The organism is Streptomyces sp. S6, from assembly GCF_054880855.1.
This window is the reverse complement of the sequence record NZ_JBTYMC010000189.1, coordinates 1-13052: the sequence shown is the minus strand read 5'-3', so window position 1 is coordinate 13052 and position 13052 is coordinate 1. Positions and strand designations below refer to the sequence as shown.

9 protein-coding genes are annotated in these 13052 nt (G+C 72.5%); 4 read left to right on the top strand and 5 right to left on the bottom strand.

Annotation, left to right across the window (positions count from 1 at the left end; translation table 11 throughout):
- Window positions 1-147 precede the first annotated feature (147 nt).
- Window positions 148-906, bottom strand: a complete 759-nt coding sequence (locus tag ACVNF4_RS23530) for a TIGR03089 family protein (RefSeq protein ID WP_461804861.1) — start codon at window positions 904-906, stop codon at window positions 148-150.
- Between the two features lie 129 nt (window positions 907-1035).
- Here ACVNF4_RS23530 and ACVNF4_RS23525 point away from each other — a divergent pair, with 129 nt between their 5' ends.
- Together ACVNF4_RS23525 and manB are read left to right on the top strand one after the other, a co-directional pair.
- On the top strand, window positions 1036-2229 hold the full coding sequence (locus ACVNF4_RS23525; RefSeq protein ID WP_461804860.1) for a peptidoglycan recognition protein family protein: 1194 nt from the start codon (window positions 1036-1038) through the stop codon (window positions 2227-2229).
- Between the two features lie 376 nt (window positions 2230-2605).
- Entirely contained in the window at window positions 2606-3688 is a 1083-nt protein-coding gene (gene manB / locus ACVNF4_RS23520; protein ID WP_461804859.1) for a mannose-1-phosphate guanylyltransferase, read from the top strand.
- Between the two features lie 570 nt (window positions 3689-4258).
- Here manB and ACVNF4_RS23515 read toward each other — a convergent pair.
- The 4 genes from ACVNF4_RS23515 to ACVNF4_RS23500 form a co-directional block, all read right to left on the bottom strand.
- Complete coding sequence (locus tag ACVNF4_RS23515; RefSeq protein ID WP_461804858.1) at window positions 4259-5263, bottom strand: DNA-3-methyladenine glycosylase family protein; 1005 nt, start codon at window positions 5261-5263, stop codon at window positions 4259-4261.
- Between the two features lie 596 nt (window positions 5264-5859).
- Window positions 5860-7158, bottom strand: a complete 1299-nt coding sequence (locus ACVNF4_RS23510; protein WP_461804857.1) for a coenzyme F420-0:L-glutamate ligase — start codon at window positions 7156-7158, stop codon at window positions 5860-5862.
- Complete coding sequence (gene cofD, locus ACVNF4_RS23505) at window positions 7148-8110, bottom strand: 2-phospho-L-lactate transferase (RefSeq protein ID WP_461804856.1); 963 nt, start codon at window positions 8108-8110, stop codon at window positions 7148-7150. The genes ACVNF4_RS23510 and cofD overlap by 11 nt, the downstream gene beginning before the upstream one ends.
- Window positions 8111-8158: 48 nt before the next feature.
- Window positions 8159-8668 carry a cysteine dioxygenase gene (locus ACVNF4_RS23500; protein WP_461804855.1) on the bottom strand — a complete coding sequence of 170 codons (510 nt, stop codon included), beginning with the start codon at window positions 8666-8668 and terminating at the stop codon, window positions 8159-8161.
- 665 nt (window positions 8669-9333) lie between these two features.
- Between ACVNF4_RS23500 and ACVNF4_RS23495 the strand changes: the two genes are divergently transcribed.
- Together ACVNF4_RS23495 and ACVNF4_RS23490 are read left to right on the top strand one after the other, a co-directional pair.
- On the top strand, window positions 9334-9597 hold the full coding sequence (locus ACVNF4_RS23495) for a WhiB family transcriptional regulator (protein ID WP_003975777.1): 264 nt from the start codon (window positions 9334-9336) through the stop codon (window positions 9595-9597).
- Window positions 9598-9781: 184 nt separating this feature from the next.
- Window positions 9782-13052: glycosyltransferase family 2 protein (locus ACVNF4_RS23490; protein ID WP_461804854.1), on the top strand; the 3271-nt coding region annotated here is incomplete at its 3' end.

Here is a 13052-nt window from a genome sequence, read left to right as displayed (position 1 = left end):
CCGGCCACGGCCAGGTACCCCCGGCGGGTGAGCGGCCTCGCGGTCGACGATGTGCTCGACGCGACGGCATTCCCGGTGGGCCGGGCGGGTGCCGGTCCCGCACCGCGCCCACGCCGAGCACGTCCGCACGCCGGTCCCCCGGAGGGTTCAGCGAGCCGTCGCCGTCACCTTCTCGCTCTCCACCCGCTGCGCGACCGTCTCCGCCCCCGCCTGCTCCAGGTTCCGGCACAGCACCACGGACCCCCCGCTGGCGAGAGGCGCGTACAGCCCGGCGCTGAGGCCGTCCCAGGTGTCGTACGACAGGCCGCTCAGCAGGCGCCCCCCGGGCCCCGTGAGGCCCAGACGGGAGGCGTCCGTGCGGGCCCGGTCGACGACCTCGGCGGCGCTCAACTCGGCACCGGCGACGACGAGCGCGGGGGCCTCGGGGTCCACGGGGGCGTAGGGGGCGAACCGGTCGCCGTAGGTGGGGACTTCGACGGCGTAGTCGGTGTAGCCGTCGGGCGGCGTGGGAAGGAAGCGGCGACCCAGAGGCGCGAGGGAGAGCGCGTACCGCTCACCCCGGCACGCGCGCCCGGCGTCGAGGCTGTCGGGACCGGCGACGACGACGTCCGCGCGGGACGGATCGCCGTGCACATCGGCGACGGCGCCCACGGAGGCGCACGCGAGGAGCCACGCGGCGGTCTGCCAGTGGGCGGGCAGGAGGAGGGCGACCCGGTCGCCGGGTTCGACGGAGAGGCCGTCCTGGAGGAGGTTGGCCGTCTTGGCCACCCAATTGGCGAAGGTGGCGACGGAGAGTTCGACGCGTTCGCCGGTGGCGTCGTCGTAGAAGGTCACCAGGGGGCGGGCCGGGTCCGCGGCGAGCGCGGAACGCAGCAGGTCGGCGGGGGTGCGATCGGTGGCGTTCACCCGCGCAAGCGTATCGGGGGAGCGGGTGCGCCCACGCGGGCGCACGCTCACCGGTTCGGCCGAACGGATCCGACGGCCCGTCAGTTCCCCGATGGACAGATATGTCTGACTATGTTCAATATCGTCTGTATGCGTGGATTGCTAGCTGTCTCGATCGGCGTCACCCTCTCCCTGTCCCCCCTCCCGCCCGCCGCAGCGACGCCGGCCGCCCGGCCGGCCTCCGCCCTCACGGCCCCGGGAAGCACCCAGTCGCTCCCCCTCACCCCCCTCACCCGAGCCGTCGGCGCCGCCCCGGGCGTCCCCCGCCGCGACGTCCACCCCTTCTCCCTCCTCGGCGTCGTCTGGGACGACCCCGCGGCCCACCTCGACGCCACCGTCCAGGCCCGCACCCGCCCCACCGGCACCGACACCTGGTCCGACTGGCAGGACCTGGAGACCCACGCGGACGACCATGGCGCCGAGCCCGGCACCCCGGAACACGACTCCCCTCGCCCCCGCGGCGGAACGGCCCCCCTCTGGGTCGGCGATTCGGACGGAATCGAACTCCGGGTGCGACCGGAAACGACCGGAACGCGTACCCTGCCCACCGGACTCCGTGCAGAACTGGTCGACCCCGGCACCGAGGACGTCCCCGTCGTCGGCCCGCCCCGAGCCCGCGCCCGCATCGCCGTACCGGTCGCCGACACCGTCGTCCCCGCACTCCCGCGCACCCTGCCGCACGGCGGGCCCCGGCCGAGGATCGTCACCCGCAAGGGGTGGGGGGCGGACGAGACGCTCCGGGAGAAGAAGTTCTCCTACACGAAGAGCGTGAAGGCGGTGTTCGTTCACCACACGGCCACCGGGAACCGGTACCGATGCTCTCAGGCAGCGTCCGTCATTCGTGGTATCTACCGCTACCACGTCAAGAGCATGGGCTGGAAAGACATTGGCTACAACTTCCTCGTCGACAAGTGCGGAACCATCTACGAGGGCCGCGCCGGGGGAGTGACCAAGCCGGTCCTCGGCGCCCACACCCTCGGCTTCAACGCCAACAGCGTGGGCATCGCGGTGATCGGCACGTACGGCGGCACCAAGCCGTCCGCCGCCGCGGTGAAGGCGGTCGCCCAGCTCTCGGCGTGGAAGCTCGGGATCTACGGGGTCAATCCCCGAGGAACGACATATCTGAAGTCGGCGGGTGGCAATCTCTACCGAAAAGGAAAGAACGTACGACTGAACGTCATCTCCGGTCACCGCGACGGCTTCGCGACGGACTGCCCAGGGCGCCTGCTCTACGGCAAGCTCGCCACGGCCCGCTCGTCCGCCGCCCACTACCAGGGCCGCTGACCGGAGAACGCGACCGGACCGGTGGAGGACACATGGCGAACGAGAACTCCCGGTCAGGCACGCACAGCCGAGCCCGCACGCCGCGTCCTCCCGGGGGACGACCCCCGGATCCCTGGCCGGGAGGCGGTTCGGCCGGGGTGTGCAGAGCAGATCCCGAGAAGCAAGCCCGGCCGGGAAGCAGGCCGGCCGAGGTCCGCAGAGCAGATCCCGAACAGCAAGCCCGCATGCTGCGTCCTCCCGGGGGACAACCCCCGGACCCCCGGCCGGGAAGCAGGCCGGCCGGGGTGCGCAGAGCAGAACCCGAGAAGCAAGCCCGCATATCACCGACCGGTCGACGGACAGTTCGGCCGGTCCCGGCAGGAAGCAGAGACGACAGGTGACAGAAGCGATCCTCCTGGTCGGCGGCAAGGGCACCCGGTTGCGCCCGCTCACGGTGCACACCCCCAAGCCGATGGTGCGGGCGGCCGGCGTGCCGTTCCTCACCCACCAGCTGGCGCGGGCACGAGCGGCGGGCGTCGACCACATCGTCCTCGCGACCTCCTACCTCGCGGAGGTCTTCGAGCCGTACTTCGGCGACGGCTCCGCCCTCGGCCTCCACATCGAGTACGTCACCGAGGACGAGCCCCTCGGCACCGGCGGCGCCATCCGCAACGTCGCCTCGCGCCTGCACGCAGGCCCCGACGAGCCCGTCCTCATCTTCAACGGCGACATCCTCACCGGCCTCGACATCCGCCGCCTCGTCGACACCCACGAGTCCACCGGCGCCGACGTCTCCCTCCACCTCACGAAGGTCACCGACCCCCGCGCCTACGGCCTCGTCCCCACCGACGAGACCGGCAAGGTCCTCGCCTTCCTGGAGAAGCCGACCACCCCCGAGGAGATCGTCACCGACCAGATCAACGCGGGCGCCTACGTCTTCCGCCGCTCGGTCATCGACACGATCCCGACGGGCCGCCCGGTCTCGGTGGAACGAGAAACCTTCCCCGGCCTGTTGCAGGCCGGCGCCCACCTCCAGGGCATGGTCGACTCCACCTACTGGCTCGACCTCGGCACCCCCGCCGCCTTCGTCCGAGGCTCCGCCGACCTCGTCCTCGGCCGCGCCCCCTCCCCGGCCGTCCCCGGCCGCTGCGGCGACCGCCTCATCCTCCCCACGGCCAGGGTTGCCCCCGACGCGAAACTGACCGGCGGCACGGTGGTAGGAGAAGGCGCCCTGATCTCAGAAGGAGCCCGAGTCTCCGGCTCCACCATCCTCCCCGGCGCGGTGATCGAACCCGGCGCCGTCATCACCGACTCCCTCATCGGCACCCGAGCCCGAATCGGCACCCGCTCCATCCTCACCGGCACCGTCATCGGCGACAACGCCATCATCGGCCCCGACAACGAACTCCACACCGGAGCCAGAATCTGGTGCGACGCCAGAATCCCAGCGGGCGCGGTCCGCTTCTCGTCGGACCAGTAGGGGAGAGGGGGCAGGGCGAAGAGGGGAGGGGCAGGCCGGCCGGCGATGGTCGCGCAGACGGCGGCGGAGGCGAGGGTAGGGCGAAGGGGGGAGGAACAGGCCGGCCGGAGGTGGGGAGGGGCAGACCGGCCGGCGATGGCCGCGCAGACGGCGGCGGAGGCGAGGGCAGGGCGAAGGGGGGAGGAACAGGCCGGCCGGAGGCGGGGATGGGCAGACCGGCCGGCGAGGGGCAGGCCGACGGCGGAGGCGAGAGGCACGCAGACGGCAGCGAGGGCAGGACGAAGGGCTGGCGGCGGAGTGGGGCAGCCGACGGCGAGGGGCGCCCAGACGGCGGCGACGAGGGCAGGGCGCGGACGGCGACGGAGAGAGGCAGCCGACGGCGATGGCGGGCAGGCCGGACGGCGCTGCCCAACGCGACCTGCCTCGAAACAGGCCTCCACTGGTCCGACCTCCAGGGGCGCGGGGAACTGCGCGATCAACCACAACGCACCCGCACCCGACAACGCACCCAACGGGGTCCAAGGGGCGGAGCCCCTTGAGGACGGGAAGGGTAGGGGCGGCGGGGGCGAATCAAAGCCCCCGGATATCCCCGACAGCCATCCGAGGCCCCCTCCTCTCCGGCCCCCTCCCACTCAACAAAACCAACCGCACAGCCCGATGCCGCTGCCCCGAATACGGCTCCAGCAACTCCAACATCCGCCGATCATCACCCCCTCTCTCCCCACCCAACACCCACCCCACGATCCCCGGCAGATGCAGATCCCCCACGGTCACCACATCCACCGCCCCATGACTCCGCTGCACCACCTCCGCCGACGTCCAACCCCCCACCCCCACCACCCTCTCCAACCTCCGACAAGCCTCCTCCGCAGAAACCCCCACCCCCTCCTCCAACCGCGCCGCCACCCGAACCGCCCGCACCACAGTCCCCGCCCTCTTGTCATCCACCCCCGCCAGATGCCACTCCCACGACGGAATCCCCGCCCACACCCGAGGCGCCGGCATCACCCACAACCGCCCCCCAGCCGCAGGCCCAGGCGCCCGCTCCCCAAACTTCCGCACCAACGCCCCCCACGCCCGATAAGCCTCCTCGGTCGTCACCTTCTGCTCCAGCACAGAAGGAATCAACGACTCCACCACCAACCCGGTCCGCCCGAGCCGCAACCCCTCCCGCCGCCGCCACACCTCAGCCACCACCCGATGCCGAGGCACAAAGCCGGACGGATCATCAAGTCCCCCCACCAGCGCGGGCAACTGATCAAGCAGCCACTCGGCCCCCGCCCCCCATGCCTCCCCCCGCACCGCACCCCCCTCCACCGAAACCCGCAACGCCCCAGGCCCACAGGGCGTCAGACTCCCCCGCCACACAGCCCCATCGCCAGTCACCCGAAACGTAGGATCCCCGGGCCCCCGCCGAAGCGGCCCCAGCACCAGCCCGAGATCAACAGCCCCCGGCGGCACATACACCCGCACCCGCCCGGCCCGCGCCACCTCCACCCCCCGGACAGGAGGCACCCCGACATCCCCACCCCGCACGCTCGTACGAGTGGGCCGGGCCCCAAACCGCCCTGCCATAAACCCTCCTGACAAACCAATCACAAACCAAACCTGAAGAAACCAAACCAAGCCGAACCCAAATCCACAGTCGGGCCGGGCCGAGCCGAGCCGGACCCGAATCCGCAGCCGAGTTGGGCCGGGTTGAGTCGAGCCAGGCTGAGTCGAGCCGGGCCGAACTGAACCGAACCGAGCCGGGCCGAACCGAGCCGGGCCGAGCCGGGCCGGGCCAAACCGAGCCGGACCGGATCCGAATCCGCAGCCGAGTTGGGCTGGGCCGAGCTGAGCCGAACTGAACTGGACCGGGCCGGACCTGAATCCGCAGCCGAGCCAGGCTGAGCCGAGCCGGACCTGAATCCGCAGCCGAGTCGAGCCAGGCTGAGTCGAGTCGAGTCGAGTCGAGTCGAGTCGAGCCGGGCTGGGCCGGACCTGAATCCGCAGCCGGGTTGAGCCGAGCTGAACCGAGCCGGGCTGGGCCGGACCCGAATCCACAGCCGAGCCGAGCCAGAATCGGACCGGAGCCGGAGCCGATCAAAGACCGCCCCAGCCCACCCCCCACCTTGCCCAGCCCACCCCACCTCACCCGAGCCAACCCACCCACCTCACCTCACCCCACCTCACCGCACCTCAACAAACCCCTCCACCCCCCGCTCCCCCCGCTCCCGAGGCTCCTCAGCCGCATGCCCCACAGCCACAGCCCCCATCGGATCCCACCCCTCGGGCAGCCCCAACACCTCCCGCACCACATCCCGGCAGAACATCGTGGACGACACCCACGCCGACCCCAACCGCTCCCCGGCGAGCGCCACGAGAAAGTTCTGCACCCCAGCCCCGGCGGCCACGACGAACATCTCCCGCTCAGCCCCGTCCCGCCGGGCATCCCCATAGAAATGCGCCCCGTCCATCACCAGACAGGGCACCACGAGATAGGGCGCGTCCCGCAGCACATCCCCCCTCCGCACCCGCTTCGCGATGGACTCCTCGGACTTCCCGTCCCTCCGCAGATCCGCCACCCACGCATCCCGCATCGCATCGAGCAACCGCCCCCGAGCCTCCGAGGACTCCAGCAGCACGAACCGCCACGGCGTCGTGTGATGCGGCGCAGGCGCGGTGACGGCCGCGGCGACAGCCCTCCGCACGGCCCCGGGATCGACGACGTCGTCCGTGAACGCCCGCACAGTCCGCCGCTGCGTCACAGCGAGCCGCACAGCCTCGGACGTCCCCAGCCGGAACATGTCGCTCCGGGAATCCCGCACCAGATCCCGCCCCCCGACGCCCGGCTCCCCGGACACGACATGCGGCAACCCTCGCACGACGGCGACAGGCAACCCGTCGGCCTTCCCCTTGACGAGGTCCCCGGCCCCGGCGAGCTCATCGGCGGTCGCGACGACGGTGGCGCTCAACGGATTCCCGTACGCGTCACTCCCACCCCGCAGATCGTCCAGCACCCGCACCCCCGCCGCCCCGATGGCGACATCGGTGAGCCCGGCCCGCCAGGGCCGCCCGAACGTGTCACTGATGACGACCCCGACATCGACCCCGAGGGCGTCCCGCAACCCGTCCCGGATCCCGCGCGCGGACGCGTCGGGATCCTCGGGCAGCAGCAGAATCGTCCCGGCCGGCGTATTGGACGCGTCGACCCCGGCCGCGGCCATCACGAGCCCCTGCCGGTTCTCGACGATCCGCAGCGTCCCCCGCCGCGCGACGACCCGCACGGTCTCCGCGTCGATGGCGGCCTCCCGGTCGTCCGCAGCGACGACCCGCCCCTCCGCCTTGGACACGATCTTCGAGGTGACGACGACGACGTCCCCGTCGGCGAGCCCCGGCTCGGCCCCGGCGATCAGCTTGGCGAGATCGTCCCCGTGCTGCACCTCGGGCAGCCCGTCGACGGCCCACACCCGGTACTCATTCGCCACCGCGCACCTCTTCCGCCAGCTTCAGCGCCTCGCCCGCCATCACGGCGGTCGCCTCGTCGTCACTCATCATGAGCGGCACGGCCCGGCACCGGATCCCGGCCGCCTCCACGCGCGCCACGGCCCCCGCGTCCGCCGTGTCCACCAGCCACCCGTCGAGCAGCCCGGACCCGTAGTGCTCGGCGACGGCGGCGGCGCTCGACTCGACCCCGACGGCGGCCAGCACCTTGTCGGCCATCCCGCGCACGGGCGCGTCCCCGACGATGGGGGAGAGCCCGACGACCGGCACCCCCGCGTCGGCGACGGCCTCCCGGATCCCCGGCACGGAGAGGATCGTCCCGACGGAGACGACGGGGTTGGACGGCGGGAAGAGGATGACGTCCGCCGAGGCGATCGCCTCCAGGACACCCGGCGCCGGCTTGGCCTGCTCGGCGCCGACGGGGACGACGGCCAGCGCGGGCACGGACGCGCGCAGCTTGACCCAGTACTCCTGGAAGTGGATCGCCTTGCGCTCGCCGTCGATCTCGACGGCGACGTGGGTCTCGATCCGGTCGTCGGACATCGGCAGCAGCCGCACCCCTGGCCGCCACCGGTCGCACAGCGCCTCGGTCACCGCGCTGAGCGGGTACCCGGCGCCGAGCATCTGCGTCCGCACGATGTGCGTCGCGAAGTCCCGGTCCCCGAGCCCGAACCACTCGGGCCCGACGCCGTACGCGGCGAGTTCCTCCTTGACGCGGAACGACTCGTCGGCCCGCCCCCAGCCCTGCTCCTCGTCGATGCCCCCGCCGAGCGTGTACATCACCGTGTCGAGGTCGGGACAGACCTTCAGCCCGAAGAGGTGGATGTCGTCGCCGGTGTTGCCGATCACGGTGATGTCCGCGTCCGGCACGGCCTTCTTCAGACCGCGCAGGAAGCGAGCACCGCCGATACCGCCTGCCAGAACCACTATGCGCATGGGACCAAGTCTTGCAGGCGGCACTGACAACGCGGTGGCCCCGCTGGCTCAGACGCTCGCCGCGCGCACTTCCTCGCGCCCGGCGCACGCCTGCGCGGCCGTGTGCATCGGCATCTCGGTGAGGCCCGGGTAATAGACGTGCAGGCTGACCGCCGGCTCCCAGGTGTCGTTCACCACGTCGTGCGCGTACCCCGGCGCGAACACGCGCTGCGCGCCCCCGGAGAGCTTCCGCACCCCCCGCTCGGTGCGCTCGGTGAGCGTCCCGTCGAGGACCGTCATCACGCCGGACGACGGGCCGTGGTCGTGGAGTCCGGTGTCCTGTCCGGGGAGCCAGGACAGCAGCCAGACCTCGTATCCGGGTCCGGTGCGCAGCCGGTGGTACCAGCGGCTGGTGGCGTCGTAGCGCACGAGGTGCTCCCACTGGGAGCGGTCGGCGGCGATGTCCCGGGCGAGGCCGACGAACTCGGCGACGGTGGACGGGTGTTCGCGCGGGGGCTGGAGCAGGTGGAGTACTTCGAGGATGTCGCCGGCGATCTGGAGGTCGTTGTCGCTGTTCATGGGGTGCGGTGTGTCCTCGGCGGGAGTCGCGGTGCGGGGGCTGGGTGTCGCGTACCGGCCGCCCGGGTCACGGGCGGCAGAGGTGCCCTGGTGCGGGCGGAGGGGGTGCGGCCGGCCGGGTCGCGAGTGGACTCAGCCGGGCAGCCGGAGCGCGGTGGGGCTCAACAGCTGGGACAGCAACAACAGCCACGGCGAGCGCGGGCAGCACCGAGGGACCCGGCGGTGCGGGTCGAGGTGGTGGCCAAGTTCGCGAGCATGCCCACTAGGACAGCGGCTCACACCCGCACTGTCAACTCGACACCCGGAGGGTGGGACGCGATTCACCCCATCCGGTACGTCTGTGAGACGAAAGGTTTGTTCATGCGCTCACCGGGACACATGGCGCACAACCGGGCGCGTGACCCGCGTGTCGGAACGAGAACGCAGTTGATGGCGTCCTTTCCCGTACAGGCCGTCAGGTCTCGTCTGCATGTCAAGGTTTATGGCGATTTGAACACTTTCCGCGCCTCCTTGGTTCCGCAGAGTGAATAAGGGGCCCAATAGCAGATCTCGGCTTGACTCGCCCGGAGCATCACACTTGTAATTTCACTCGTGTCGTTTGGCCGCCACCGCTTGACGGTTGACGGCCCCGGCACGGGGACGCGAAAGACAGACGAGGGGCGCACATGACCGAGCTGGTGCAGCAACTGCTGGTCGACGACGCGGACGAGGAACTCGGCTGGCAGGAGCGCGCGCTGTGCGCCCAGACCGATCCCGAGTCCTTCTTCCCCGAGAAGGGCGGCTCCACCCGCGAGGCCAAGAAGGTCTGCCTCGCCTGCGAGGTCCGCTCCGAATGCCTCGAATACGCCCTCGCCAACGACGAGCGCTTCGGCATCTGGGGCGGGTTGTCGGAACGCGAGCGCCGTCGGCTCAAGAAAGCGGCGGTATGACAGTCGTAAGAGGCGTCTGACCTCGCACGGAACATCTCGAACGGCCCGTCGCCGGTGGGTTATCCACAGGCGGCGGGCCGTGGTCTTGCCCAGCCGATAGTGTGGTCGCTCGTCCGAGAAACCCCACCGTCCTCACCGGGCGCGGGGGTTCACCGCAGTCCATCGAACCGGGGCCCGTACCTCGATGTCCGTGCACAGCCATACGGCAGCCCGCGACGCTGCCACGCCAGAGTTCCCGCGTCACGTGGTGACCGCGGTCCTCGTCGCCCACGACGGTGCCCGCTGGCTGCCCGACGCGCTCGCCGGAGTGCTCGGCCAGGAGCGCCCGGTCCAGTCCGTCGTGGCCGCCGACACCGGCAGCGCGGACGACTCCGCCCACCTGCTCACCGAGGCCCTCGGCGAAGGCCGCGTACTGCACCTCGCCCGGCGCACCGGCTTCGGCCAGGCCGTCGAGGAGGCCGTCCGCACCGCACCGCGCCTCACCCCCGAGGAACTGCCCTACCTCAAGCGCCCGAGCGGCTGGGACCCCGTCACGCGCACCTGGCGCGACGACGCCTACGAGATGCCGGAACTGCCCTACGGCGAACCGGTCCAGTGGCTCTGGCTCCTGCACGACGACAGCGCCCCCGAACCCGACGCCCTCGCCGAACTCCTGCGCGTCGTGGACAACGAGATGGAGCTGGGCCGCGACGACGTCGCGGTCGTCGGCCCCAAACTCCGCGGCTGGTACGACAAACGCCAGCTCCTCGAAGTCGGCGTCACCATCGCCCCCTCCGGCCGCCGCTGGACCGGCCTCGACCGCCGCGAACAGGACCAGGGCCAGCACGACCACGTCCGCCCGGTCCTCGCCGTCTCCACCGCCGGCATGCTGATCCGCAGGGACGTCTTCGACGACCTCGGCGGCTTCGACCGCCGCCTGCCCCTCATGCGGGACGACGTCGACCTCTGCTGGCGCGCGACCTCCCTCGGCCACCGCGTCCTGGTCGCCCCCGAGGCCGTCGTCCGGCACGCCGAGGCGGCCTCCCGCGAGCGCCGCGACGTCGACTGCGGGGGCCGCACCGCCGCCTCCCCGCACAAGGTCGACAAGGCCGGCGCCGTCTACACCCTCCTCGTCAACAGCCGTACGGCCGCGCTGCCCTGGGTGCTCTTCAGGATCGTGATCGGGACGGTCCTGCGGACCCTCGCCTACCTCGTCGGCAAGGTCCCCGGCCAGGCCGTCGACGAGATCCGGGGACTGCTCGGCACCCTGCTGCGGCCCGAGCGGATCATCGCCGGGCGCCGCGCGCGCGGGAAGCCCGTCATCGACAAGGGCGAGCTGCGGGCCCTGCTCCCGCCGCCCGGCGCGACCCTGCGGGCCACCGTCGAACAGGCCGCCGGCAGCTTCCTCGACTCCTCCGACACCGAGACCGCCCCCGGCAGGCACGGCGGCGGCATCGAGTCGGGCCCCGGCGGGGACGACGCGGACTTCCTGGAGATCGAGCAGTTCGCCCGCCTCAAGCGCATCGCCCGCAAACCCGGCCCGGTGCTCTTCCTCGCCCTCCTGCTGATCTCCCTCGCCGCCTGCCGCGCCCTGCTCGGCACCGGCGCCCTCGCCGGCGGCGCCCTGCTGCCCGCACCCGCCGACGCCTCCGAGCTGTGGAACCGCTACACCGACGCCTGGCACCCGGTCGGCGCCGGCGGCACCCCCGCAGCCCCGCCCTACCTCGCGATCGTCGCCGCCCTCGCCACCCTGCTGTTCGGCTCGACCGGCCTCGCCGTCACCGTCCTGCTGGTCGGCTCGGTCCCGCTCGCCGGGTTCACCGCCTACTTCGCCTCCCGCCCGCTCGTCACCTCACGCCTCCTGCGCGCGTGGGCGGCCGTCGTCTACGCCTTCCTGCCCGCCGTCACCGGCGCCCTGGCGGGCGGCCGGATCGGCACCGCCGTCCTCGCCGTCCTGCTCCCGCTGATCGCCCGCGCCGCCGTCGCCGCGAGCGGCTTCGCGCACTCCTCGGGCGCGCGCGGCAGTTGGCGGGCCACCTGGGCGTACGCGCTGCTGCTGACGATCACCACCGCGTTCACGCCGATCGTGTGGCCCATCGCCCTGATCCTCGGCCTCGCGGTCCTCGCCCTGCGCCGCACCGAACCGCTCGCCTACGGCCTGCGCTTCCTCGCCCAGCTCGGCACCCCCCTGCTGATCCTGGCCCCCTGGTCGCTGTCCCTCCTGCCGACCGGCTTCTTCCAGGAGGCCGGCCTGGACTTCGGCGCCTCCGCCGCGAGCGCCCTCGACCTCCTCGGCGCGAGCCCCGGCGGCCCCGGCACCGTCAGCGGGCTGATGCTGATCGGCGTCGTCCTCGCCGCGCTCGCCGCCCTGCTGCGCTCCGAGCGGCACACCGGCGTGTGGGCGGCCTGGGCCGTCGCCCTCGTCGGCCTCGTCCTCGCCGTCCTGTCCAACGGCGACGCGTGGGCGGGCCCCGCCACCCTCGTCTACGGCCTCGCCCTGCTGTGCGCCGCGATGCTCGGCGCCGACGGCGCCCGCTCCCGGGTCGCCGAGCAGAGCTTCGGCTGGCGCCAGCCCGTCGCCGCCCTCATCGCCTTCGCCGCCGCCGCGGGCCCGCTGCTCATCGCCGCCGGCTGGATGATCCGGGGTGCCGACAGCCCACTGGAGCGCCGCGACCCCGTCCAGGTGCCCGCGTTCGTCGCCGAGGAGGCCGGCACCCGCGACCAGGCCCGCACACTGGTCCTCGACAGCGACTCCGCGGCCCACGTCTCCTACATGCTGGTCCGCGGCTCCGGCACCCGCATGGGCGACGCCGAGACCGCCGCCGCCGACGGCGAGAACAAGCAGCTCGACAAGGTCGTCGCCAACCTCGTCGCCGGCTCCGGCGCCGACCAGACGGCCGAGCTCGGCAAGTTCGCGGTGCGCTACGTCCTCGTCCACAAGGGCGCCCCGCGCGAGGTCGCCCGCGTCCTGGACGCCACGCCCGGCCTCGCCCGCCTCAGCCAGCAGAACGGCAGCGCCCTGTGGCGCGTCAACCGCGAGGTGTCCCGCGCGGCGATCGTCACCCAGGACGGCTCCGGTACACCGGTCGCGGTCGCGGCGGGCCCCGTCGAGATCCACACCAAGGTCGAGGACGGCCCCGACGGCCGCGTCCTGCGCCTCGCCGACGCCGTCGCCGACGGCTGGAGCGCCACCCTCGACGGCAAGCCCCTCAAGAGCGTCACCGTCGACGGCTGGGCCCAGGGCTTCGAACTCCCCTCCACCGGCGGCAAGCTGGACGTCACGTACGACGACCCGTTCACCCACACCCTGTGGACCTGGACCCAGGGCGCCCTCGCCCTCGTCCTCGTCGTCCTCGCCCTCCCGGGTCGCCGCCGCGACGTCGACGACGACCTCCCCGAGGAGCAGCCGATCCCCGCCCAGGCCACCGGCGAGGGCCGCCGAGCCCGCCGGCTGCGCGACCGCGCGGAGGCCGAGG